Here is a 23,670-nt window from a genome sequence, read left to right as displayed (position 1 = left end):
AAAAAGCCCAATCGGGGTCCGCTCCGCGTCGGTGCGACGCGGCTCTGGCGAGCTCAAGGCTCGAACGGCCAAGCGATTGGGATAAGCAGGGAACCGCGAGCGCCAGCCCCCCGACGCGCCGCCCCCGTTTCAAATCTCATTCGAGATTGCGGTGCCCATCCTGTGGATAAGCGGCACCTTTTGTGCGGCGCGCACTGAAAGCCGTAGCGAATAGGCGAAAATGAGGCCGTTCGCGTCGCCGAGGCCGGAACCGTTGCCGCATGCGGACAATGCCAGCCCGAAATCCGCATTTTGAGCATCGGACAATGGATTTGGCCGAACAAGCAGAGTAGCAAGACAGTGTGGGGAGCGTCACACGTAAAAAGGGGACATCTGGAAGGGGGACACGGCCATGAATGTCTTGAAGAGCTTGGGTTTGGGCTTCATCGCGGGAGTGATCGCCGCCGCGACCGTGCAAGAGGCGATCAGCTGGTTTTTCGTTCACTACTGGACCGGGTGGGATGCCGAGCCTTGGAGCCTTCGGCCGATGCCGAGCCTCCTTATTCCTTCGGTTGTGCTGCCTTGGATGATTGGCAACGGCATCACCGCCGGGCTTTGGGGCGCACTCTTCGGTTTTCTCCTGGGTTGGAAGCCGATCGGCATGATGACGATCCGCGGCGCCATCCTCGGCCTTTTCGGTCCGGCACTCATCGGCGCATTCATCGTCGTGCCGTACCTCGCCGGAAAACCTTCGCCGCTGCTTGAGGGTGACGTCAGTCAGATCGTGCCCATCCTGTGCATGTCGGCAGGATTCGGCGCGGTCACGGCGTGGTTTTACGGCCTCTTCAGCTGGGGCAGACTGCCCTAGGCAATTTCGGCGCGGCGGCTGTTTATCCGTCGCGCCAATGCTTACCTCCGGAGCGGCGCGACTCCCGTTTGTAACGTGAGCAGCGCATTTTAAGCGAGGTCGGGCATGCGAAGATCATCGATTGCACTAGCCTCTGCCGTTGCAGCCTTTGCCGTCTCATCACCGGCAGAGGCGACGCATAAGCCGCGCTCCAAAGCCAAGCATAGCTGGCAGAAGCCCGCGTCCCGCGCTGACCGTGATTGCGTGCCGATCAATGGCCGCTTTGGTTATTATGGCAATCCGTGGTGCGACACCGGCTCGTCACGGCCTCCCGACATCGAGTTCCGCGAGCGCCAGCACCTGCAAAAGCAACGCTGATGAGGTGCATTAGCGATCGGCCAATGGCTGCGCGCGCGCTTTGAGCCGCTCCAGCAACCAAACGCGCACGGCGCTCGAAAGCCCGGCTTCACCACGCGTTTTGTCTATGGAATTGATGAGACCTGCGAGCGTCATACCGTCTTCCGCCGCGGCTTCCTTGAGTGCGACCCAGAACGCGCTCTCCAGCGAAATCGACGTGCGGTGGCCCTGGATCGAGAACGAGCGCTTCTCAGGCCTCATTACGAGGCGGTGCTGGGATCGAAGTCGTCAGCATCTTCCGCCGGACTGTTATCGTCGCGCCGCGCGCCGTCGAGTTCGCCTTGCGTTTTGCGCTGCTGCGCATCGGCGAGACTGCGTTCAGCCTTCGATTGCCCGTACTTAAGCCGGTTCTCGTGCGCCTCCCGTTCGCGGTCGGCGCGCTCGCGGGCTTTACGGACCTTGTTGAGATTGATGATCTCGGCGGTCATAAAATGCTCTCCGCATGGGATGCAAATCGCATCCTGGCTTCGCGCTATTTTAGGAGCACCTGCGCAAAGTCGTCAAACACTCGCGCACATTTTATTGCGCGAGTGCCGTTCGGTCGCAACGCGTTTCGGTTTCAGCATTCGTTCAGAGACGTCGCCGGTGTGCCTCAGCGGACGCACACAGATAGAACGATTTTAAATCGTCACTCCGGTCCGATCATTTTTTCCGGACGCACGATGGCATCGAACTCTTCGTCTGTTACATAGCCGCCGCCGACGGCTTCCTCGCGCAGCGTCGTGCCCTTTTTGTGCGCGGTTTTCGCGATCTTGGCCGCGTTATCGTAACCGATCTTCGGTGCGAGCGCCGTCACAAGCATTAACGAGCGCTCGAGCCCCGCCTTGATGTTGTCTTCCCGCGGTTCGATGCCGACGACGCAGTTGTCGGTGAACGATACCGCTGCATCGCTCATCAGGCGGACTGATTGCAGGAAGTTGTACGCCATCACCGGATTGTAGACGTTGAGTTCAAAATGACCCTGGCTGCCGGCAAACGAGATCGCGGCGTTGTTGCCGAAAATCTGAATGCAGACTTGGGTCAGCGCTTCGCATTGCGTCGGGTTAACCTTGCCCGGCATGATCGACGAGCCCGGCTCGTTTTCAGGTAGCGACAACTCGCCGAGACCCGAGCGCGGACCCGATCCGAGTAGGCGGATATCGTTTGCGATCTTGAACAGGGACGCCGCAACCGTGTTGATCGCGCCGTGCGTGAAGACCATAGCGTCGTGCGCGGCGAGCGCTTCGAATTTGTTCGGTGCCGACTTGAACGGCATGCCGGTGATGGTCGCAATCCGCTCCGCAACCATTTCCGCGAAGCCCTTCGGTGCATTGAGCCCGGTGCCGACGGCGGTGCCGCCCTGCGCGAGCTCCATCAGCTTTGGCAACGTTTGCTCGATGCGCTCAATGCCGTTTTCTACCTGCTGGGTATAACCGGAGAATTCCTGACCGAGTGTCAGCGGCGTCGCATCCTGCGTATGTGTACGCCCGATCTTGATGATCTTCGCCCACGCGTTGGCCTTGTCGTCGAGCGCGCCTTGAAGCTTCTTGAGCGCCGGGATCAGCCGGTTAACGACTTCTTCCGAGCACGCGATATGCATCGCAGTCGGATAGGTGTCGTTCGACGACTGGCTCATATTGACGTGGTCGTTCGGATGCACCGGCTTCTTCGAGCCCATCTCGCCGCCGAGCATTTCGATGGCGCGGTTCGAGATCACCTCGTTGGCGTTCATGTTCGACTGCGTGCCAGAGCCCGTCTGCCAGACGACGAGAGGAAAGTGCTGGTCGAGCTTGCCGTCGATGACTTCCTGCGCCGCCTTGACTATAGCGTCGCCGATTTTTTGGTCGAGCCGGCCGAGCGCCATGTTCGTCTCGGCTGCAGCGCGCTTGACGATGCCGAGCGCACGGACGATCGGGGCCGGCTGCCTTTCCCAGCCGATCTTGAAATTGCCGAGACTGCGCTGGGCCTGCGCACCCCAATATCGGTCCGCAGCAACGTCGATGGGCCCGAAGGTGTCGGTTTCAATGCGCGTCTTGGTCATGAGATCGGTCCATTCTTCGTTCGGATGCCGGAAAATGCGTGCTTCGTCGCGCATGGAAGCCGCTTTGTCGAGTTGTTTCGAATGCGACTACGGGGTTAACTTCTCCATTCGTCGCTTTTCCCGTAAGTCGAGCCGCCAGGGAGAATAGCGGAATGCTGGAAGGATCCTGTCACTGCGGCGCTGTGCGCTGGACGTTCGACGGCGTCCCGCAGGATGCCACCGCCTGCAATTGTACGGTCTGCCGCCGCTACGGTGTACTTTGGGCCTACGACTTCGAAAATGAGCGCATCCGCGTCTCGGGCCAGACGAAAGATTACGCCCGCGGCAAGGCCCTCGAATTCCACTTCTGTCCCGAGTGTGGATGCGTGGCCTATTGGCGCGCATGTTTCGCCCAGGAAGACGGCCGCCGCCGCATCGCCGTAAACCTTCGCCTCACCGAGCCTGACGCAATCGCCGCGATCCCGATCGATCACTTCGATGGTCTTGTGAGTTTCGATGACCTTCCGCGCGACGGACGCTGCATCCGCGATATGTGGTTCTAGCGGCGGCGACGCGGCCGGAAGGTATCATCAGATTGGCGCTATTTTGTTTTCGCGAGCACGCTGTCGAGATTGTCGAAGAACTTCGACCAGCCGAACTTCGCGCCTTGATACGCCTGCTGCTGATCCGGCCGGAAGCCAGACTGCTCCATGCGCAGACGCGTCCCCGTAGCCGTCGGCGTAAGCGTCCACGTCACGACGCTCTCAAGACCGTAAGCTGCCCAGGTGTACGACAACGAAGTATTCGGGTCGACGACCAGAACCTTGCAATCGACGGCGCCCCAATCGGCGCGAAGATTGAAGCGATGATCGACCACCGGCACGAAGTCGTTCTGCATCAGCCACTCTTCGATTAGATGCGGCTGCGTCAGCGCCCTCCAGATCTTTTCCGCCGGATAGGGAATATCGCGCTCGATGACGACGGACAGCGTTTCGCTCGCAGTCTGCTTCATGGGGCGTCCTCTCATTTTCTTCGTTGCGATGCGTGTCATTGAAGGGCATTGGCCCTCCGGCGTGATTTCGCCATGTAAGGCAGAGCGAACATGTAGAGTCCGCTAAACAGCAGCAAAAAGAGCGGTGGCAATGGCGAATAAGTAATCCACGCCGGAGGCTCGCCCCAAATCCGCACAACGAAATTGGCGATGACCGTCAGAGTGAATGCAATCGACAGCCAGCGGTGAATTTGCCGAACCCACATGTTGAGAGTCATTGGTCCATCCTCTTCAGCAGGTCTTCGAGTTGATCAAAACGGCTCTGCCAGAAGCCGGTCATCTGGCTCGTCCAGTCGATGAGCGGAGCAAGCGCGCCGACCTTTGCGCTGTAGTGCGTCTGCCGGCCTTCATGCCGGTCGCGCACGAGCCCGGCATCTTTCAAGATGCCGAGATGTTTCGAAACGGCTGGCTGCGAAATCCCAGCTTGCGCCGTCAGCACACTGACTGTTTGCTCTCCATTACGGCACAGGCGCTCGAAAATGGCGCGCCGTGTGGGATCGGCGAGTGTGCGAAAAAGAATGTCGTGAGTGCCCTGCATCGCAATCCATAACCTATTGGCTATGAATAAATACATATCTGACTAGTTATGTATCAGTCAAGCGCCAAAGGAGGAGGAGTGATCAATGACATGAGAAGATGAGAGAGAGGTTGCGCAAGCCAGTGCGTACGCGGAACACGTGTCGTGTTACAGGATCGTATGACCGATGACCTGATTTTGCCGCCAGGAACGGCAATTCCTCCTGGCGTCATTTTGCAAAACCGTCTCGGGGCAATTCAAAAAGCATGTCAGACGAAATCGTCGGGTTGGCCCAAGCCAAAGGTTGGCGCGCGCTGCGTCTTCCGCTTCTCGCTCAGCATTCAAAGAGAATATTCAAACTGCTAGCCCATCGCAGCGATGCGATAGCCCTCATCATCGCCCTGGCGCTCATCGTCTCCGTGCCGCAAGCGCTCCTTCACGGATATCACTACGTCGAAGGACTAACTGTCACCGTGGCTCAAAGCGCCTTGGATGACGGGAATTGGTTTAATCAGCATATGTACAATCTGCGCTGGATAGAGCGGCCTATGCTACTGTCCTGGGTTATTGCCGCGCTGAGTATGCCGTTTGGCCAGGTGTTCCCGTTTATCGCGCGTCTGCCCGTGGTGCTTTCCCTCGTCGCGGGCACCGTTCTGATCTGGCGCGCAGTACGACCGAATGCCAGTCCTGAAGCTGCAGGCTTTGGGGCCCTGCTGTTTTTGGCCTGCCCGCTTGTCATGAGATACTACGTGACGTCCGTGGCGGACCTTCCGCTAGCGGTATTATTGTTTGGCGCTTTTCTGGTGTGGTGGAATGCATATGTCGCCGACCGGCTAACGGTCGGTCGCTGGATTATCATTGGAGCTATCTTAGCGATCGCCGCCCTTATGAAGGGTCCGCAACCGACGGCATATTTCTTTCTCGGTATCTTCGTCTTTCTCTCGTTGACCTCAGGGTGGCGTCAACTTCCTGGCCTCATCCTCGCCGGCTTTATCGCAACGGTTCCAACTGCGTTGTGGTATGCCCATGTTTTCGTCGCCGGAGATCAAGGCGAATGGCTGCGCTACACGCGGCTTTCGTCCAACGGCGTTGTGTGGCCTCACCCGTTTGCGAACGGCGCCGATTTCTTTTTTGAATGTTTGCCGGCTGCAATGCTGGCGGCGGCTCTTCCGTTTGCCGACTTCAGCGCTATGGAAACGAAACCTCGCCGGCACTTCATCCTTGCTGTCAGCTGCTATGGTCTGACGTGCACTTTGGTTGTTCTGTTCTGGCCGGCCGAAGTTAACCCGCGTTACATCTTGCCTGCGGTGCTACCCTTGTGCGTTCTTGGGGGCGTTGCATTTGATGCCTTGTCGAAACGAATGGCGCCGTTCGTTGCGACAGCCGGTGTGCTCGTCGCCGCTCTGTTGGGATACGCGATTTACCACTCGATGAGCGACGTGTTCCTGACGCCGGGATATATTCGTTCAGAAGTCGACGGCGCGAAAATCGCAACGCTCGTGAAGGAAGCGCCAGGCCCAGTCTATCGAACGGGCTGGCATGTGGCCTTGAACGAACTTCCGTATGTGCACGTCCCGGTGATGACGATAACGCCCAATCAAATAGCAAAGATTACGAGACCGGCTTGGCTTGTCGCGCCGGAGACTGATGCGCGCGCCATGCTCGCTCGAAGCCACGGACTAATGACATCGGTTCTCGCGTTTAACCACTTCGCGTTGCTTCGATTGAACTAGCAAGAAGCCGGCATCGACCGACGAAATGGGAGCATCAATCCGATGCTCTTATCGGCTGCGGTTTGCTCGTTTCGAACGATAATCGAGAGCGGCCGTCAAAGACGGCTCACTTCTTCCTGAACTGATCCAAGCTCAGAATTTTTGCGCCGCCGCTTTCGGGCTGTTTATCCGCCGCATCTTCGTCGCCGTCGCCCGGCAGGTTTTCTCCGGCGCGCGCTGCAGGCTCCGGATTGGGCGGCAGCACTTCCACCGGTTCGACTGCCGTCAGCGTAGAGACGTTTTGCGCATCCTTTTCGGCGGCGCGGGGCTTGCGCGGTGCGCGCGGCTTCTTCGGACGCGGCGCTTCGGTGCTCGCGTCATCGTAAGTTGCGTCGATGGCGCGAGGCGAAGAGGCAGCCTCCTGCTCGTTCGTTTCTTCATCGAACTGCAGGCCGTAGCGTACGCTCGGATCGATGAAGACCTTGATCGCCGCGAACGGCACGACGAGACGTTCCGGAATGCCATCGAACGTCAGCTTCACTTCGAATCGTTCGTCGGAAACGATCAGGTCCCAGAAGCGATGCTGGAGGACGATCGTCATCTCGGTCGGATATTTTTCCTTGAGCCGCTTCGACAGGATCACGCCCGGAGCCTGCGTTAGGAAGGAAATATAAAAGTGGTGGTCGCCGGGGAGTCCCGTCTTGACGACCCGTTGCAGAACGGCGCGCACGACCCCGCGCATCGCCTCCTGCTGCAATTTCCCGTAATCTATGGACGGCCCCGATGCCATGCCTCAGCCTTCGATCCTACTTGAATTCCATCTGACCTCTGAAATCAGATTTCCCGTCCCGTCAAGCCCGCGCCGTCAAGTTTACCTCGGCGCACAGGCGGAAAGGTGGAGGGCTTCTGTTGCCCGGTGCCCTCCGGACCGCGCCTTACCCTGCTAGGGGCAAGGGCTTCAAGTTCAGGCTAGTCGCGCTGCATTACGCAGCGAGAGCGGCCTCAGCATAGTTGTCATTGGCAACTATTCTGTATGACCCGATAACGGTGGTATCATGCCGGGCAAAAGCTAAGTCCTTTACACCTTCGTCGATCCTATTTCGCCCCCATAACAGCTGGGCCTTACGGCCGGTGCTCGCCGGGAAACCCAACGAGATCACCGGGCCTTGCGGCCGGCTCCCCGGAAGGGGAGTCGCAAGGCCCAGCGTAAATGGTGGAGGCGCCGGGTACCGCCCCCGGGTCCGATCGGCTTATTACGACCGCGTTTATCGCCATAGCTGGCAGAGCCAGCACCATTGAATATAGGGGGCAATGCTTACGAAAAAAAGCGTTTCGGTGACCTAGTTTCGCTCGCCCTGAAAACCTGTTACCCGCTGTGACGGCTGGGTGACGATCAACCGGCTCAGGCGGACCCCCCGGAGGCCGTATTTGCGTGGGTGTTTCGATGCGACCGCCGCCGGAAAGAAGCAGATAATCCCCCGTGGAAAACATAATTCAGACCTGGAAAGGTGTGGTCGTCACGGCCGTTCTGGCTGTCGCGATCATCGTCCTGGCCACCGGAGCCGGGTATGGAGCAGCCTGGCTGTTCGACGTCTGGGCTCAAATTCATGAGCCTCGCGCATTTGCCGCAGGCGAGCTTGAGGCGCTGCTGACCGGCCGCGTCGCGTCTTCGCTGTTCGCCTTCCAGGTGGTGACGGTCGCCTCGGTCCTGATGGTCAACGCCTACGGACGCCGGACGACGGGCGCCAGCGCGTTGAGCTTTGCCATGCCGCGCGGCGGAATCTGGACGCTTTTTCTCGCCGTCATTGCCCTAGTCTCACTGGCGACCTGCTTCGCCTCGCTCGTCTTCGTGTTCAACCCGGATGCGTTGCGCCACGATTTGCAGCCGTTTTCCGAGATGATGAAGTCTCGGACCTGGTGGCTCATCCTGCTGGCCGCCGGCATTGGCGCACCGTTGGCGGAAGAATTGCTGTTTCGTGGCCTGATCTACGGCGCGCTGCGGCAATCGCCGCTAGGCTTCGCGGGGGCGATGGTCATTACAGCGGTCGCGTGGGCCTCCCTCCACGCCAACTATTCGCTTTACGGTCTCGGCGCGATCACGCTCATCGGTCTTTACCTGGCATGGCTGCGCGAGCGCACCGGCAGCCTGCTGACCCCGATGGTCTGCCATGGGTGCTACAACTCATTGATCATTCTGCTTATGGTCTTGGCGCCCGATAGTGCGCTGACTACGGGCTGAAGGTCGTCTCAGAATCGCATAAGTCTGACCCCATGCAGCAATACCTCGATCTTCTGCGCCGCGTGCGCGACCACGGTACCGAAAAGACTGACCGCACCGGCACCGGCACGCTGTCCGTCTTCGGTCATCAGATGCGCTTCGATCTGGCCGAGGGCTTTCCGCTCGTCACGACCAAGAAGCTGCATACGAAGTCGATCATCGTCGAGCTGCTATGGTTCCTCGCCGGCGCGACGAACACACAGTATCTGAAGGAATATGGCGTCAGCATCTGGGACGAGTGGGCAGACTCGGAGGGCAATCTCGGTCCGGTCTACGGCAAGCAATGGCGAAGCTGGGAAGCCGCCGACGGCTCGACCATCGACCAGATCGCGAACGCCGTGTCTGATCTGAAGCGCAATCCGGATTCGCGCCGCATCATCGTGACGGCCTGGAACCCCGGCGACCTCTCGAAGATGGCGCTCGCGCCGTGCCACTGCCTGTTCCAGTTTTACGTCGCCGACGGCAAGCTCTCGTGCCAGCTTTATCAGCGTTCGGCCGATATTTTCTTAGGCGTGCCTTTCAACATCGCGAGCTACGCGCTGCTGACGATGATGATGGCGCAGGTGACCGGGCTGAAGCCGGGCGAGTTCGTGCACACGTTCGGCGATGCGCACCTTTATCTCAATCATCTCGAACAGGCCGACCTGCAGCTTTCGCGTGAACCGCGCCCGCTGCCGACGATGACGATCAACCCGGACGTCACCTCGATCTTCGATTTCAAATACGAAGACTTCACGCTGTCGGGCTACGACCCGCACCCCCACATCAAAGCGCCCGTCGCGGTTTAAGCTATCTCCACATCGTCATGCCGACGCAGGTCGGCACCCAGGCAAGCATCAGCAGACGCTTGTTTCGAGTTGACTGGATCCCGGCCTTCGCCGGGATGACGTTGCTGGGTCTCCGTCCACGACGGCCGGCTAGACGAATGAGAGGCGTCGCGGACAAACGAAAAGCTCGGCCGGCTCAGCGCAGCAGAGTCGCCGGCACCGACAATCCCGCGCTTTGCGGCCGGCTCCCCGCAGGGGAGTCGCAAAGAGCAAACAAATAATGCTATGCCCCGCCGATGAATGACACATGCATATCCCTGATCGTCGCCGTTTCGGAAAACGGCGTCATCGGCCGTGACGGCGCGCTGCCGTGGCGGCTCTCGTCCGATCTGAAAACATTTCGCCGCCTGACGATGGACAAGCCCATCGTCATGGGCCGAAAAACGTTCGACTCGATCGGCAAGCCGCTGGACGGCCGCGATAATATCGTCATCACGCGCGATCCGGCTTTCGAGGTAGCAGGCGTCTCGACCTGTGAGTCCGTAGCCGACGCGCTGACGCTCGCCCGAGTGCTCGCCAAAACCCGCGGCGCCGACGAGATCATGGTTATCGGCGGCGTTCAGGTATTCGAGGCCGCGCTTCCCGTTGCAGATCGAATTTATCTGACCCGTGTTCACGCCGATGTCGAAGGCGACCGCCATTTCGGCGCGCTCGATGCAGCCGAATGGCGCGAGTTAAGCCGCGAGCCGCTGCCCCAAGGCCCGCGTGACGACCACGCCGCAACGCTCATTGTTTACGATCGCCAAAAGCAGGACGCCTGAAAAGCCTGGCCGCCCTTGAAGGCGCGTGCCGAGGCCCCAAATTGCGATTAGCCAAACCAACGGGAAATTTGCGAACGTCGGGGCCCTGCCCTATAAGCTGCGCAAATCCCGGTTTTATCTACGTTGCTCAGGCCTTTGCAGTGCGTGTGTTTACATCCGGCGTCACCACGGTGCCGCCACATCTCGAAAAGGCCATTGGGGGGCACGATTTTAATCTTCAGCTCAAATTCGAAAGAGGCCCTGATTTATGCCCTGGAGTAGTCAAGGCGGTAGCGGCAGCGGTGGGGGAAACGGCGGCCGCAAAGGTGGTGGTGGTCCGTGGGGCCAAGGGCCATGGGGACCGCAGGGCGGCGGTGGCGGCGGGAAAGAACCGCCGGATCTCGATGAAATTTTGCGTCGCGGCCAGGATCGCATGCGTCAGGTGATGCGCGGTGGCGGCGGCAACGGCAGTGGTGGCGGTAGCTTCGGCGGCGGCGTGCCCAAACCGTTCCTGTTCTTTATTGCGATGCTCGTTCTGGCGGGCGTCGTCTTCTACGGCTTTTTCTTCCGCGTGAACCCGGACGAGCAGGGCATCGTCCTCCGCTTCGGCAAGTATGAGCGCTGGGTCGGCCCCGGCCTCAATTGGCGCTTGCCGTACCCGATCGAGGAAGTGCGCCTGCCGAAGGTTACGCAGCAGCGCACCATCGAAATCGGCGCCGGCCGCAGCGTCATCGGTGCGCGCGACAGCGGCTTGATGTTGACAGGCGATGGCAGCGTCGTTGACGTCCGCTTCGTCGTCTTCTGGCGCATCAGCCCTGACAAGAATGAAGCCAACGGCCAGACCGGCGTTGAGGAATTCCTGTTCAACATCGCACAGCCGGAAACGACGGTGCGCGAGGTTGCTGAAAGCGCGATGCGCGAAGTCGTCGGCCAGTCCAATCTGCAGCCGCTGCTGACCGGCGGCCGTCAGGCGACGCAGGAAGCCGTGCAAAAGCTCATGCAGAAGACGCTCGATTCCTATGGGGCCGGCATCAAGATCGACCAGGTTCAGCTGAAAGAGGTCGATCCGCCGGAAGAAGTCATCCGCTCGTTCCGCGAAGTTGCAGCCGCGGCTCAGGAAAAGGAAACGCTGATTAAGCAGGCGCAGACCTATGCCGATCAGGTGGTGCCGCGCGCCCACGGTGATGCCGATCGCATCATCGCCGCCGCCGAGGGCTATCGCGATCAGACGGTCGCGGAAGCAACCGGTCAGGCCGCCCGCTTCCTCAAGGTCTACGATGAATACAAGAAGGCGCCCGACGTAACGCGCGAACGGCTCTATCTCGAAATGCAGGAGCGCGTGCTCTCCGGCGCCGACAAGATCATTCTGGACCAGAAGAGCAACGGCCAGGGTGTCGTGCCGTTCTTGCCGCTGGAGCAGCTCCAGCGCCGCCCGAGTGACGATCAGACCAGCACCGATACGGATGGAGCGAAATAACATGCGTGCGTTCTTCGCTTTCATTCTCGCCGTTATCGGCGTCGCAGCGGTGGTGCTCTATTCCTCCGCGTTCATCGTCCACCAGAACGAGCAGGCGCTTGTCCTGCGCTTTGGTAAGGCGCAACCCGCGATCACTCAGCCGGGCCTGCATTGGAAGATGCCGTTCATCGATACGGTCGAGAAATTCGACAAACGTATCCTCGATCTCGACACGACCGAGCAGGAAGTGACGGCGTCCGATCAGCAGCGTCTCATCGTCGACGCTTACGCCCGCTATCGCATCGTCGACTTGCTGAAGTTCTATCAGAACGTCCACGACGAGGATCGTGTCCGCGAAGTTGTCGGCCCGCTGATCGAATCTGAAATCCGCCGCGTGCTTGGCTCCGCGACCTTGCAAGAGGTCGTGAAAGACAAGCGTGAATCGCTGATGAAACAGATCGCGGATCAGGTGAATACGGAAGGCCGCGACTATGGCCTCGAAGTCGTCGACGTCCGAATCAAGCGCGCAGACCTGCCGCAGGAAAACCTCGTCAAGGTTTATGACCGCATGCGGGCCGACCGTGTTCGCGAGGCGACTGAGCTTCGCGCCCAGGGCGAAGCCGAAAGCAACCGCGTTCGCGCCAACGCCGACAAGGATGTGACGATCATCAAGGCGACCGCCACGCAGAAGTCGGACGAAATCCGCGGTGACGGCGAGGCCAAGCGCAGCCGCATCTTCGCTGAAGCCTTTGGCCAAGATCCGGACTTCTTCCGCTTCTATCGGTCGATGCAGGCGTATACGACGGCCCTGAAGCCGAGCGATACCCGCATGCTGTTGTCGCCCAACAGCGAATTCTTCCGGTACTTTGAGGATCCTAACGGCAAGCCTCCCACTGCGGCTGCTCCCGCGCCCCAGCGATGAACGACCTCCTGGCGGGACTGGGCGTCGCCCTTGTCCTTGAGGGTCTCTTATGGGCCGCCGCGCCCCAGTTTGCGCGGCGGACCGTTGAAGAGATTGCGAATTTCTCCACCGGCCGCATCCAGATCTGCGCGGTCGCCGCAGTGGCCGTTGGCGTATTTGTAGTCTGGCTCGCGCGGGGATAGGCAACTTATCCCCGCATGCTGGCGATATGCTACCTTGCCATGTTCACGCTTTGATGTTGGGCGAGCTAGCATAGGTCCGCGGCGGTCCTCGGGTGCCGGTCAGACTTGGAGTTCCTTGCAATGACGAAGAAAGTATCGGCGCTTCTTCTCGGCTTGAGTTTGAGCCTGGGATTGTTGAACGTGCCAGGCGCCTGGGCTGAGACGTTCCAATACGGTCCCGCGTCTGTTGCTCCGCTGGCCAAGAAACTCTCTGATGCCGTCGTCAACATTTCGACGTCGCAGACCGTGAAGGGGCCGGCAGGCGTGCCGCTGCCGAAGGTGCCGAAAGGTGCGCCATTCGAAGACTTCTTCGATGATTTCTTCAACAAGCGCGGCGGCGTTCCGCACGGCGACCGCAAGATTTCCTCTCTCGGGTCCGGCTTCGTCATCGACGGCAAGGAAGGCCTGATCGTCACCAACAACCACGTCATCGAGGGCGCGGAAGAGATCGACGTAAATTTCCACGACGGCTCGAAGCTGGTCGTCGAGAAGGTCATCGGCCGCGATACCAAATCCGACTTGGCGCTTCTGAAGGTTTCACCGAAGAAGCCGCTGGCAGATGTGAAGTTCGGTTCCTCCGACGCCATCGAGGTCGGCGACTGGGTCATGGCGATCGGCAATCCGTTCGGGCTCGGCGGCTCGGTGTCGATGGGCATCATTTCGGCCAAGAGCCGCGACATCAATTCCGGTCCGTATGACGACTATCTGCAGACCGACGCAGCCATCAACAAGGGCAACTCCGGTGGTCCGCTGTTCAACATGAACGGCGAGGTGATCGGCGTGAACACCGCGATCATTTCTCCGACCGGCGGCTCGATCGGCATCGGCTTTGCCGTGCCGTCCGACACTGTCTCGAACGTCGTCGAGCAGTTGAAGCAATACGGTGAGGTTCGCCGCGGTTGGCTGGGCGTCAAAATTCAATCGGTGACCGACGAGATCGCCGAAACGCTCGGGCTTGATGAAAACGAAGGCGCGCTTGTCGCGGCCGTCACGCCGGACAGCCCCGCCTCGAAAGCCGGATTACAGCCGGGTGACGTCATCCTGAAGTTCGACGGCAAGGAAGTGACGAGCATGCGCGGCCTGCCGAAGATCGTATCGCAGGCGCCCATCGGTAAGGCCGTCGACGTCGAGCTGCTGCGCAAGGGCAAGCAGGAGAGCACGAAGGTGACGGTCGGCCGTCTCGAAGACGATGACGATAACGCCAGCGATCTCAAAAACGACGAGGGCACGGAAGACGAAGATCCGAAGGGCTCGGCCATTATCGGAATGCGCCTGTCGCCGCTGACCGATGAACTGCGCAAGAAATATGGTTTTGACGCCAAGATCGCTGGCGTCGTCATCGAAGCCGTCGATCCGCAAAGCCCGGCCGCAACGAAGGGGCTGAAGGCAGGTGACGTCATCGTCGAAGCGGCCCAGGACACCGTGTCCGATCCGCAGGATGTCGCCAAAAGCATCGAGAAGGTGAAGAAGTCCGGTCGCAAGGCCGTGCTATTGCGCGTCGAGGATTCGAAAGGGGATCTTCGTTTCGTCGCCGTACCAGTGTCGTAACGGGTGTGCTATCGCCATCTGAAAATTCACGCCAGGAGAGAATTGGTGTCTGAGGGTCACGGCTTACTCGATACGATCTTTGACCAGCTTTCGCCCGTGCATCCCGATGGACACAAGTTCATCGCGATCGCCGCCGCGGTGACGCTGCTGTTCTTCTTTCTTTATCCACCGCTCGGCTGGCTTTGCGCCGGCATCACGGCATGGGTCATCTACTTTTTCCGCGACCCGCTGCGCGTGACGCCGCTTCGGCCCGGCCTCGTCGTCTCGGCCGCCGACGGCAAGATTTCCGGCATCGAGAAGATCATTCCGCCGGCAGAGCTTGGTCTCGGCTCCGAGGAACGCGTCCGCATCTCGACGTTCCTGTCGGTGTTTGATGTTCACATCAACCGCTCGCCGGTCGCCGGCCGCATCATTCGCTCGCTCTATGTTCCGGGCAAATTCCTGAATGCCGCCCTCGACAAGGCGAGCGAGGACAACGAGCGGCGCATTCTCGTCATCGAAACGCCGACCGACGGCGATGTCGGCGTTGTCCAGATCGCGGGCCTCGTCGCGCGGCGCATTGTGACGTTTTCTGATGTCGGCGACGCCGTCGGCGTGGGGCAGCGATTCGGCCTGATTCGCTTCGGTTCGCGCGTCGATATCTATCTGCCGCCCGGAAAAACGGCTCTTGTCAGCATAGGCCAACGTGCAGTTGCGGGCGAAACCGTTTTGGCGGATCTTCACTCGCCGGAGCCGGAACGGGAGGCGCGTCGCGCCTAGAGGCTGGACGATCGCGTCGTTGACGAAAAGCGATGTCAATTCGGCATGGGGGCAAGGAGGCTGCCATGGAGAACGATGAGCCGTTTATCGAAACCGAAACGCGCCGCCGCAGACGCCGATCGCTGTTTCGCCATCGGCGCGTTCCGGTGCGGATGCTCGTCCCGAATTTCTTCACGCTGCTCGGGCTATGCGCTGGTCTGACGTCGATCCGCATGGGCATCGAAGGCCGCTGGGATCTCGCCATCGCCGCGATTGTCTTCGCCGCCTGCCTTGACGGCATCGACGGCCGCATCGCGCGCCTGTTGAAAGCGTCTTCGCGCTTCGGCGCCGAACTCGACAGCTTGGCCGACTTCGTCAACTTCGGCGTCGCGCCCGCCTTCCTCATTTTCAACTGGGGCCTTGGCGACCTCAAAAGCGCGGGCTGGATCTGCGTTATGATTTTCGCTCTGGCCTCCGCTCTGCGTCTCGCGCGCTTCAATGCAGCCCTCGATGACGATCGGCCGAAGTGGCAGTCGAACTATTTCATGGGTATGCCGACGCCCGCCGCCGCCATTGCGGTGCTGCTGCCAGTCTATCTCTTTCAGCTCGGTCTCGATGAAACGAAGTCGCAGTGGGCGTTGAAAATCGTGCTCACCTACACCGTCTTCATAGCCTTCATGATGGTGTCGAACATTCCGACCTATTCCGGCAAGCTGCTCGGAGAGCGTGTCCGCCGCGAATGGGTGTTGCCGATCTTCATCGTCGCTATCGGCGTCGTCGCATTTCTCTTCACCTATCCCTACGAGACGTTGACGGTGCTGACGTGCCTTTACCTCGGCTTCATCCCGCTGAGCTGGCGTGCATTCCGCGACAAGTGCGAAGGTGAGGGGGCCGCGTCGGCTGCCGCTGCTTCTCCGGATGCATCTCCGCCGGGAGACACATCGGGAAAGCCTGAGACGACGACAGGCCGCATCTTCGCGTTCCGTCCGAACGATCCGGGAAAATAAGAAGTTTTTCGAGCGCGGATATATCCGCGCTCCGCTACTTCGTCTCTTCGGGCTGGCGATTGTAGATGTCGTCGGTGCGCTGAATGTCGTCCTCGCCGAGGTACGACCCGATCTGCACCTCGATGATCTCGACGGGAACCTTGCCGGGGTTCTGCAGCCGGTGCCACTGCGTCGCAAATATGTAGACGCTCTCGTTCTCGCGAACGAGCTGTTCCTTATCGCCGATCGAAACCTGCGCCGTACCTTGCACCACGATCCAATGCTCGGAGCGATGGTGATGCATTTGCATCGACAGCTTGCCGCCGGGCTTGACGTGCAGCAGCTTGACCTGGAAGCGCGGTCCGATGTTCAGCGTCTCGAAGTAGCCCCACGACCGATAGTTCCGCAGGTGCTGTTCCTGCTCCTTGCGGTTCGACAGCTTCAGGCGCTGCACAACTTTCGAAACGTCCTGCGTGCGGGTCTTGTCGGCAACGAGCAGCGCATCCGGCGTGTTGACGATGATGAGATCGTTGAGCCCGATCGTCGACACGATCGACTTCTCGGAGTGGACATAGCAGCCGGATGTATCTTCCAGCACGGCTTCGCCCTTGATGAAGTTGCCCTTGTCGTCGCGCGGCGCGATATCCCACAGCGACGACCACGAGCCGACGTCGTTCCAGCCGACATCCATCGGCAGGATCGCGGCCTTGTTCGTCTTCTCCATCACCGCGTAGTCGATCGAGATGTTCGGCGAGGCCGCAAAGCTCGTTTTATCCAGCCGCAGGAACCCGAGGTCTTCGCTGGCGCCCGCGAGCGCCGCGCGCGCGGCGTCCAGAATGCCCGGTTCGTAGCGTTCGATCTCGGCGAGGAACGTCTTGGCATTGAGCGCGAAGATGCCGCTGTTCCAGAAGTACGAGCCGTCCGCCAGATAATCTTCGGCGGTGGCGCGGTCGGGCTTTTCGGCAAAGCTCGCAACCTCGAAAGCGTCGCCGTCAAATCCTGACAGCGCCGCGCCGCGCTTGATGTAGCCATAGCCAGTGTGGGGCTCGGTCGGCGTGATGCCGAAGAGAACGAGCTTACCCGTCTCGGCCACGGCGGCGGCCCGCCGGATGTTCTCCGCAAAGAGCGCCTCGTCGCCGATGACGTGATCGGACGGCATGACGGCGAGGATCGCACTGGGATCGTCCCGCAGCGCGATCAGCGCCGCAACTGCAATCGCCGGCGCCGTATTGCGCGCGATCGGTTCAAGAATGATGGCCTTGGGCTCGATGCCGGCGCGGTCGACTTCCTCGCGCACGAGAAAGCGATGATCGTTGTTACACAGCAGGATCGGCGCCTCGAAACCGGCCTTCTGCGGCAAGCGCGCCAATGCCGAACCCAGAAACGATGTGTTCTGACCATTAAAGAAGCGAATGAATTGCTTCGGATACATCGAGCGCGACAGCGGCCAAAGCCGCGTCCCCGAACCACCCGACAAGATCACTGGATAAATGGTGCTCATGGAACAGTCTAACCCCGGTTAAGAGAAATAAACTTAAATCTCAATGGCTTGTTGAACAAGGCACCAAGATAGCGCGGAAACATGACAGTTTCCAAGCGGTTCATTTTGGATAATCGACCGGGAACAGCGTTTTCGGACGAACGCGATATCAGGAGCGCGCCAGCCGTTCGCGCAACGATCTGAGCGTATCGAACGTGCTCGCCGCAGATGGCGCCATCGGCTTAGCTGGCGGTGCGGAAGATGCAGCGTTGTGCATCGGCGCAGCACCTTCAGACGGCGCTGCCGAAGTCTCGCGGCGGACGATCGAGCTGTTCGGACGCGTCGTTGACGCCGAACCGGGATAGGGCGGCGGCATCGTGGCCGGCCGATATCCGGCGGGTTCCGGAGCGAGGTCGTGGGCGGGCGCTTCCACGGGCTGCGCGCCATGAAGACCGAGAGCATCGGCCATCATCGCAAGCTGAGACGACGCACCGTCGGCCGTCACCGGAATGGCCGATGCGCGCCAACGTTCGACGATTTGATCGAGGAAGCCTTCGTCGTTGAGCGACGTCTGCCAGCGCTTCGAGAAAACTGCGGTCGAAGACCGCGGTAGTCCGTGCTTCGGCAATTCATCGAACTTGATGCGGACAGGCAGCGCCATACCGTCACCGAAGGCGATGGCTTCGCGTTGCCCGAGCGACGGCAGGAATTCCAGCAAGCCCGAGCCGGTGTCCGCGACAGCCGATTGCACGATCGCCTGGTCGCGGTCGTTCGACATGCGCAGCGCGAACACGGTATTGCACTGGGACAGGATTGTCGGATCGATTTCCGCGGGGCGCTGCGTGACGATGCAAAGCGACGCGCCGTACTTGCGGCCTTCCTTCGCGATCTTCGCAATCGAGCGTTTGCACGGTTCGAACCCGAGCGCCGAGTTCGCCGGAACGTAACGGTGCGCTTCCTCGCAGACGAGCGTCACCGGCACCTGGCCTTCGCTCCACAGCGCGAAGTCGAAGGTCATGCGGCACAACACCGACACGACAACGTTGACGACTTCCGACGGAATGCCGGTCAGTTCGAGAATGGTGATGGGTTTGTCGTTCACCGGCACGCGGAACAGGCGGCTCAGCACCTGTGCCATGGAATCATAGACTGTCCGCGAACCGAACATGAAGGCGTAGCGGCCATCCTGCGACAGCGTCTCGATGCGGTTTTTCAGAACGCGGTACGGCGCGAGATCCTTGCGATTTTCGAGCTTGCCCATCCGTTCGTCGATGAGTGATAGCAAGTCCGAGATGCGATAGGGAACCGGTGTATCGACCGTATAGCGGCTCGCGTCTCCCAGTCCGCGTCGGCCGCGCGGAGGCTCTCCGGCGCGCCCCGTCGCGTAGCGCGTTTTTGCGATCGGGATGAGATCCTGCAGCACCTCGATTTCGGTCTTGCGATCGCCATCGCCGACTAGAACCTCCACCATCTCCTCGAACGTCAGGAGCCAGTAGGGCAGCTGCATGTTGCGCGGAGAAATTACCTCGGCCCACTCGCGGAATGCGGTCGCGTATTCGTTATGCGGATCGAGCAGGACGATATGAGCCGCCGGGTTCTTTTCGACGATGGAGCGCAGGATGAGCGCCGTCGTGCACGACTTGCCCGTGCCGGTCGTGCCGAGAATGGCGAAATGCTTGCCGAGCAGTTCGTCGACGCGCACCATGGCCGGAATGCTGTTGTCCTGGCGAATGGTTCCGACGCGCACCATGGCCGAAAGATCGCCGCAGAACGTCGCCTCAAGCTCCGGCTTTTGGGCCAGCCGTACCCTGTCGCCGAGGGCTGGATAAGCCGTGACGCCCCGGTTGAACGTCGTTGAACTCTCGGATTTTGCACCTGCTAGCTCGCCGACGAGTCCCAATTCCGCAATCCACACCTCGCCTTCACCCTCGCGCTGCGAGGGCACCGGAACGCTCAGTGCAGAAACAATAGCAAGAACAGTCGTGCGCGACGTATCGATGGCAAGAAGGGTGCCCATTTCAGGGCGGTGCTCCGGTGACCGGCAGCGCAGGTCGCCGCCCCCGTCAAGCAGCACGATGGCTTTCGAGCCGGTGACTGAGACGATACGGCCGATGGAGAGGTCGGTGCCGTTCGTGGGAGTCGGGGTGCTGATGCTTGGCATTCAGGATCCGGAGGTCAGGGGGACGAAGCAGCGCTGAAAGTCGATTGCGACGAAACTATGGGGCTGACGCTGTCGCTCGCCGGGAATGCCATGACGACATCGGTTCCCGAGCCCTTCTTCGACCTGATCTCGATGACGCCGCCGTGCAACTCGACGAGAGCCTTGGCGATCGGCAGACCGAGGCCGACGCCTTCGCGCCAGCGCGAGCGGCCACTATCGACCTGCCCGAATGGCGTCATCGCGATATCGATTTCTTCGGCCGTCATGCCCAGCCCGCTGTCGCGGATGGCGATGATCGTGCCGCCGCTCACACTGCGATGGGCGATCACCTCGACGATGCCGGTCGCCTGCGTGAACTTCAGCGCATTCGAAATGATATTCATGAAGATCTGGCGCAGCTTTGTCGCGTCGCCGCGAACGGCCGGCAGATCGGCGGAGATATCCGAGCGAAGGTCGACATGCGCCTCGCTCGCCATCATCTGATAGGCGTTGACGCAGCCCGAGAGAATGCTCCCGACGTCGATCTCTTGCGCCTCGAGCGTGTACTTGCCGCTCTGCATCTTAGAGATGTCGAGTATGTCGTTGATGACCGAGAGCAGGTGCTCGGCCGCGTCATGAATGAGGTTCGCGTAATCGACGATGTCTTTGTCGGCGAGCTTGCGCTCATCGTGCTGCGACAGCAGCTTCGAAAAGCCGATGACGGTATTGAGCGGCGTCCTGAGCTCATGGCTCATGTTCGCGATGAATTCGGATTTGATCTTGCTTGCGAGTTCGGCCTGAATGCGGGCCGACTGCTCTGCGGCGCGGGCACGATGGCGCAGAACCGCGTCGCTCAAGAGCGAGGCGTACTCGTCCATCAACGAGTTGGATTTGACCTGTCCAACCGACCCAAACATCATCGACTGAGCTCAACGCGATTACAATTGCTCGGCTCAACTTATCGGCGACTGCCTAACTCAAGGTTAATCACAGTCCTCAGCGCGCAGGCGCGCGAACGAAATCATAAAGATTGCGTAAAATTGTAGGCATCGCGCAGGCGGGGATTCGAGAACGCCGGCCGGCGTTACCGCATGATGAATTTGAACGGCTGCGTGAAGGCAAGCGGCTTGACGCTGACATCCGGCGGGATCGGCGGGAACGGCGCAGCGCGATCGAGCGCGTCGGTCGCCGCGTCGTCAAGCTGCTTGAAGCCCGAGCTTGTCGCGATCTCTTTCGACAGGATGTGGCCATCGACGCCGATCGTGTAGCGGAGCACCACCGTTCCCGATGCGGGAACGCGCGGGTTGCGCTTCGCCTTTTGAACGCGGTCGTTGATTTGGCTCATGTAGCGTCCGAACGCCTTGGCGTTGCCGCCGGACGCTTGCCCGGCGCTGCGGACTTCAAGAACGGCGACCTGGGCCGGCTGCGTGATCGTTTGCACCACTTCCGGCGGCGGAGGCGGCGTATCGGGCGGCGGCGGCGGTTCTTCCGTCTTGACGACTTGCTGCTCGACCGTGCCCTCGGGTGACGAGATGACGTCGCGCAGCTCGTCCGGCTTCTTTTCTTCCGGCGGCGGCGGCGGCGCAGCCTGCATCGCAGAGATTTCGGGGATCTCGCGCGTCTCCGAAGAATCGCCCTTCGTAACGCCCTCGTTCGACTCGGCGCCCTGGACCAGCATCACGTCCATGCCCTTGCCCATGTCCATGGCAGGCGCACTGGTATCCATGAGATGCGGAAGCATAGCGTAGCCGACCGCCCCGTGAATGATCAGGGCAAAGAGTATGGCGGCAATTCGCAAATACATCCCGGGCGGCTCTCGTCGTCAGTTGTTGGCCGTGGCCCCCGATGGGGGGGCACCCGATGCGGCGGACGACGACGATGGCGCCGGTTGAGACAGCAGCGACACTCGGGCGTAGCCCGAATCACCGACGCGTCCCAAAAGCTCCATCACGTCGCCGTAGGGAATCTTCCGGTCGGCGCGAACGTAGACGACCGCGTCGCCTTCCTGAGCCTTGATCTGCTCAAGCCGCGGCACAAGCGTATCGCGCGTCACTTCTTCGTCGCGAATGTAGAGCTTGCCGTCCGGCGCCAGCGAAACGACCATCGGCTTTTTTTGTGCACCGATCTTGGAAGCGGTCGTTTTCGGCAGTTCGAGCGGCACGCCCTGAACCATCAGCGGTGCAGCGACCATGAAGATGATCAGCAGCACGAGCATGACGTCGACGAACGGCGTGACGTTGATTTCGGCGAGAGGCTTATAGCCTCCGTCGTCATCACCCCCAGAACCATTGCCAACAGCCATGCCCATTAGTTCGCGCCCTCCAGGCCGCGCCGGGACATTGTCCGCGCGATACCGACGATCGCCGGCATGACCCGATCGGACGCACGTCCGAGCGCGACTGTGATCTGGTTATAAAAAATGACCGCCGGAATGGCGGCAGCAAGGCCGACCGCGGTGGCAAATAACGCCTCGGCGATACCCGGGGCCACGACTGCAAGGCTCGTGTCTTTCTGCTGCGCGATCGCCGTGAACGAATTCATGATGCCCCAAACGGTGCCGAAGAGACCGATGAAGGGTGCAGCCGAGCCAATCGTCGCCAGAAATGGCAGTCCTTGCTCGATGCTCTTGAGCTTGCGTTTGACGGCGGCGCGCATGGCGACTTCGAGACGGTCGCGCACTTCGCCGGTGGAAGCATCGTTGCCGGCTTCGCTCCATTCGGTGCGTGCCGCTTCGCCAACCGCACCGATCAGGCTTGACGCCCGCGCTTCCGGCAATTTAGCGGTCACACCGCTCTTTTCGAGCTTGGTGATCTCGCGGTTGACCATCCACACGCGAATGAGCTTCTCGAACGCCATGGCCCAGCAGATGACCGAGGCGGCCAGCAGGCCGAGGATAATGCATTTCACGACGATATCGGCGTGATGAAACAGCCCCATGATCGATAGATCTTTGGCGGCGATTTCCGCTGACATCACATATAAGGGGTTCATCGCGTCACTTCGAAAGTTGAACTTTTGTCAGGGAAGTCGTCTTGAGCTGATCGAGACAGCCGGAAACAGGCCCTGACTCGGCCTTGCACTCCATGACGTCGTTGATCAGAAACGATCCGATCTTGTCGCACTGAATCCCGTCGATCTCGAACAGCTTGACGGATTTCTTCTTTGCCCTGAGCGGCGCCAGATCGATCGAAAAGCGCTTGCCGATCACGCCATCGGTCTGAAACAGAACGAGGTCGATCTTGTACGACTTGTACGTTGTCTCAGCAGGGTTATCGACCACGATATAGGCACGACAGCCCTTCGAGGAAGCTTCGAGCTTATTCAATTCTACGTGGACACCGGCGCTCGGGGCTGCGGGAGCTTCTTCCGCATGCGTCGTCGAAGCGGGAGCGGCATTGGGATCGGCATTTGCAAGTGTCGCCCACAGACATGCGGGAAGAACAAGCAGGCAGGAAAGCGAGAAACGCTTCAGGGTTCTGATCACGCTAAGGTTTCCATTGCGTTTAAATTGAAATTCCCCAAACGCGTGTAGCCACTTTGGCCCGTTGTTGCCAGTGTGAAATTCGTAAGGCTGGCCAGTTCCGTCAACGCGATGAGTTTTCGATTTAGAACAATTTTCAGATGCGGCAGCGGCCTAAGCGAAGCTCGATTTTTGTCGTCGCGGCGCACCAAGAATTTTTCCCGAATTAACACGGGAAAAGCTCCCGCGCGACGATTTGAGCTGTTATGTGCGCGCCGTCCCGTTGCGTTGGAACTCAGCGATTTGAATGCGAGCATGATCGCCAGCGCTTCGCGCACGACGTCGGGCGATT

The 23,670-nt window shown here is 60.3% G+C and carries 28 protein-coding genes and 1 other RNA gene; 13 read left to right on the top strand and 16 right to left on the bottom strand.

Annotated elements, in window-relative coordinates:
- The first annotated feature begins 391 nt into the window (after window positions 1-391).
- Both ACLB1Z_RS17870 and ACLB1Z_RS17865 read left to right on the top strand, forming a co-directional pair.
- Complete coding sequence (locus ACLB1Z_RS17870; protein WP_013949507.1) at window positions 392-847, top strand: hypothetical protein; 456 nt, start codon at window positions 392-394, stop codon at window positions 845-847.
- A 105-nt stretch (window positions 848-952) separates the two neighbouring features.
- Complete coding sequence (locus ACLB1Z_RS17865) at window positions 953-1,204, top strand: hypothetical protein (protein ID WP_409561053.1); 252 nt, start codon at window positions 953-955, stop codon at window positions 1,202-1,204.
- A 9-nt stretch (window positions 1,205-1,213) separates the two neighbouring features.
- On the opposite strand, the gene ACLB1Z_RS17860 is transcribed toward ACLB1Z_RS17865, so the two are convergent.
- From ACLB1Z_RS17860 to fumC, 3 genes are all read right to left on the bottom strand, one after another.
- Window positions 1,214-1,444, bottom strand: coding sequence for a ribbon-helix-helix domain-containing protein (locus tag ACLB1Z_RS17860; RefSeq protein WP_409561052.1), 231 nt, complete (start codon window positions 1,442-1,444; stop codon window positions 1,214-1,216).
- The gene (locus ACLB1Z_RS17855) at window positions 1,444-1,671 is read right to left on the bottom strand and encodes a DUF4169 family protein (protein ID WP_013949504.1); all 228 of its coding nucleotides are present in this window, start codon (window positions 1,669-1,671) and stop codon (window positions 1,444-1,446) included. The genes ACLB1Z_RS17860 and ACLB1Z_RS17855 overlap by 1 nt, the downstream gene beginning before the upstream one ends.
- Before the next feature lie 200 nt (window positions 1,672-1,871).
- Entirely contained in the window at window positions 1,872-3,263 is a 1,392-nt protein-coding gene (gene fumC, locus ACLB1Z_RS17850) for a class II fumarate hydratase (protein ID WP_409563301.1), read from the bottom strand.
- Between the two features lie 152 nt (window positions 3,264-3,415).
- On the opposite strand from fumC, the gene ACLB1Z_RS17845 reads away from it, so the two are divergent.
- Window positions 3,416-3,805 (top strand): GFA family protein, encoded by a 390-nt coding sequence (locus tag ACLB1Z_RS17845; protein ID WP_409561051.1) that lies wholly within the window; start codon window positions 3,416-3,418, stop codon window positions 3,803-3,805.
- A 38-nt stretch (window positions 3,806-3,843) separates the two neighbouring features.
- Here the strand turns inward: ACLB1Z_RS17845 and ACLB1Z_RS17840 are convergent, their stop codons facing one another.
- From ACLB1Z_RS17840 to ACLB1Z_RS17830, 3 genes are read right to left on the bottom strand one after another with little or no spacing between them, the layout of a single operon-like run.
- Window positions 3,844-4,254 (bottom strand): SRPBCC domain-containing protein, encoded by a 411-nt coding sequence (locus ACLB1Z_RS17840; protein WP_409561050.1) that lies wholly within the window; start codon window positions 4,252-4,254, stop codon window positions 3,844-3,846.
- A gap of 35 nt (window positions 4,255-4,289) precedes the next feature.
- Window positions 4,290-4,511 (bottom strand): hypothetical protein, encoded by a 222-nt coding sequence (locus ACLB1Z_RS17835; RefSeq protein ID WP_409561049.1) that lies wholly within the window; start codon window positions 4,509-4,511, stop codon window positions 4,290-4,292.
- Window positions 4,508-4,831: an ArsR/SmtB family transcription factor gene (locus ACLB1Z_RS17830; RefSeq protein WP_409561048.1), complete on the bottom strand. Its 324-nt coding sequence runs from the start codon at window positions 4,829-4,831 to the stop codon at window positions 4,508-4,510. Before ACLB1Z_RS17830 ends, ACLB1Z_RS17835 begins: the two co-directional genes overlap by 4 nt.
- Before the next feature lie 245 nt (window positions 4,832-5,076).
- Here ACLB1Z_RS17830 and ACLB1Z_RS17825 point away from each other — a divergent pair, with 245 nt between their 5' ends.
- Window positions 5,077-6,543, top strand: a complete 1,467-nt coding sequence (locus tag ACLB1Z_RS17825; RefSeq protein ID WP_409561047.1) for an ArnT family glycosyltransferase — start codon at window positions 5,077-5,079, stop codon at window positions 6,541-6,543.
- Between the two features lie 106 nt (window positions 6,544-6,649).
- Here ACLB1Z_RS17825 and ACLB1Z_RS17820 read toward each other — a convergent pair whose 3' ends face one another.
- The gene (locus tag ACLB1Z_RS17820) at window positions 6,650-7,312 is read right to left on the bottom strand and encodes an SspB family protein (RefSeq protein ID WP_409561046.1); all 663 of its coding nucleotides are present in this window, start codon (window positions 7,310-7,312) and stop codon (window positions 6,650-6,652) included.
- A gap of 104 nt (window positions 7,313-7,416) precedes the next feature.
- Window positions 7,417-7,853, bottom strand: a transfer-messenger RNA (tmRNA) gene (gene ssrA / locus ACLB1Z_RS17815).
- Window positions 7,854-8,002: 149 nt separating this feature from the next.
- On the opposite strand from ssrA, the gene ACLB1Z_RS17810 reads away from it, so the two are divergent.
- The 9 genes from ACLB1Z_RS17810 (at window position 8,003) to pssA (ending at window position 16,259) form a co-directional block, all read left to right on the top strand.
- Entirely contained in the window at window positions 8,003-8,761 is a 759-nt protein-coding gene (locus tag ACLB1Z_RS17810) for a CPBP family intramembrane glutamic endopeptidase (RefSeq protein ID WP_409561045.1), read from the top strand.
- Between the two features lie 32 nt (window positions 8,762-8,793).
- Window positions 8,794-9,588, top strand: a complete 795-nt coding sequence (locus ACLB1Z_RS17805) for a thymidylate synthase (protein ID WP_409561044.1) — start codon at window positions 8,794-8,796, stop codon at window positions 9,586-9,588.
- 275 nt (window positions 9,589-9,863) lie between these two features.
- A complete protein-coding gene (locus ACLB1Z_RS17800) occupies window positions 9,864-10,388 on the top strand; it encodes a dihydrofolate reductase (protein ID WP_409561043.1) in 525 nt (174 codons plus the stop codon).
- Between the two features lie 247 nt (window positions 10,389-10,635).
- Complete coding sequence (gene hflK, locus ACLB1Z_RS17795) at window positions 10,636-11,844, top strand: FtsH protease activity modulator HflK (protein WP_409561042.1); 1,209 nt, start codon at window positions 10,636-10,638, stop codon at window positions 11,842-11,844.
- Between the two features lies 1 nt (window position 11,845).
- On the top strand, window positions 11,846-12,745 hold the full coding sequence (gene hflC / locus ACLB1Z_RS17790; RefSeq protein ID WP_409561041.1) for a protease modulator HflC: 900 nt from the start codon (window positions 11,846-11,848) through the stop codon (window positions 12,743-12,745).
- Window positions 12,742-12,927: a DUF2065 domain-containing protein gene (locus tag ACLB1Z_RS17785; RefSeq protein ID WP_013949489.1), complete on the top strand. Its 186-nt coding sequence runs from the start codon at window positions 12,742-12,744 to the stop codon at window positions 12,925-12,927. Before hflC ends, ACLB1Z_RS17785 begins: the two co-directional genes overlap by 4 nt.
- A 120-nt stretch (window positions 12,928-13,047) precedes the next feature.
- Window positions 13,048-14,514, top strand: coding sequence for a Do family serine endopeptidase (locus tag ACLB1Z_RS17780; protein WP_409561040.1), 1,467 nt, complete (start codon window positions 13,048-13,050; stop codon window positions 14,512-14,514).
- 45 nt (window positions 14,515-14,559) lie between these two features.
- Entirely contained in the window at window positions 14,560-15,273 is a 714-nt protein-coding gene (locus ACLB1Z_RS17775; RefSeq protein WP_013949487.1) for a phosphatidylserine decarboxylase, read from the top strand.
- Between the two features lie 65 nt (window positions 15,274-15,338).
- On the top strand, window positions 15,339-16,259 hold the full coding sequence (gene pssA, locus ACLB1Z_RS17770; protein ID WP_013949486.1) for a CDP-diacylglycerol--serine O-phosphatidyltransferase: 921 nt from the start codon (window positions 15,339-15,341) through the stop codon (window positions 16,257-16,259).
- A gap of 34 nt (window positions 16,260-16,293) precedes the next feature.
- Here pssA and ACLB1Z_RS17765 read toward each other — a convergent pair whose 3' ends face one another.
- The 8 genes from ACLB1Z_RS17765 to ACLB1Z_RS17730 form a co-directional block, all read right to left on the bottom strand.
- Window positions 16,294-17,739, bottom strand: coding sequence for a mannose-1-phosphate guanylyltransferase/mannose-6-phosphate isomerase (locus ACLB1Z_RS17765; protein ID WP_409561039.1), 1,446 nt, complete (start codon window positions 17,737-17,739; stop codon window positions 16,294-16,296).
- A 148-nt stretch (window positions 17,740-17,887) separates the two neighbouring features.
- Window positions 17,888-19,879, bottom strand: a complete 1,992-nt coding sequence (locus tag ACLB1Z_RS17760) for a helicase HerA domain-containing protein (RefSeq protein WP_409561038.1) — start codon at window positions 19,877-19,879, stop codon at window positions 17,888-17,890.
- 14 nt (window positions 19,880-19,893) lie between these two features.
- Window positions 19,894-20,778: a sensor histidine kinase gene (locus ACLB1Z_RS17755; RefSeq protein ID WP_409561037.1), complete on the bottom strand. Its 885-nt coding sequence runs from the start codon at window positions 20,776-20,778 to the stop codon at window positions 19,894-19,896.
- 164 nt (window positions 20,779-20,942) lie between these two features.
- A complete protein-coding gene (locus ACLB1Z_RS17750) occupies window positions 20,943-21,662 on the bottom strand; it encodes an energy transducer TonB (RefSeq protein WP_409561036.1) in 720 nt (239 codons plus the stop codon).
- A gap of 18 nt (window positions 21,663-21,680) precedes the next feature.
- Window positions 21,681-22,166 carry an ExbD/TolR family protein gene (locus ACLB1Z_RS17745; RefSeq protein WP_024276395.1) on the bottom strand — a complete coding sequence of 162 codons (486 nt, stop codon included), beginning with the start codon at window positions 22,164-22,166 and terminating at the stop codon, window positions 21,681-21,683.
- A complete protein-coding gene (locus ACLB1Z_RS17740) occupies window positions 22,166-22,849 on the bottom strand; it encodes a MotA/TolQ/ExbB proton channel family protein (RefSeq protein WP_013949480.1) in 684 nt (227 codons plus the stop codon). Before ACLB1Z_RS17740 ends, ACLB1Z_RS17745 begins: the two co-directional genes overlap by 1 nt.
- Window positions 22,850-22,853: 4 nt before the next feature.
- Window positions 22,854-23,342 (bottom strand): hypothetical protein, encoded by a 489-nt coding sequence (locus tag ACLB1Z_RS17735; protein ID WP_409561035.1) that lies wholly within the window; start codon window positions 23,340-23,342, stop codon window positions 22,854-22,856.
- Entirely contained in the window at window positions 23,339-23,656 is a 318-nt protein-coding gene (locus ACLB1Z_RS17730) for a hypothetical protein (protein WP_409561034.1), read from the bottom strand. The genes ACLB1Z_RS17735 and ACLB1Z_RS17730 overlap by 4 nt, the downstream gene beginning before the upstream one ends.
- Window positions 23,657-23,670: the final 14 nt, after the last annotated feature.

The sequence above is a fragment of the Hyphomicrobium sp. MC8b genome (genome assembly GCF_905067615.1).
Taxonomy (GTDB): domain Bacteria; phylum Pseudomonadota; class Alphaproteobacteria; order Rhizobiales; family Hyphomicrobiaceae; genus Hyphomicrobium_B.
The sequence above is the reverse complement of the archived record's forward strand: the minus strand, read 5'-3'. Positions and strand labels throughout refer to the sequence as shown.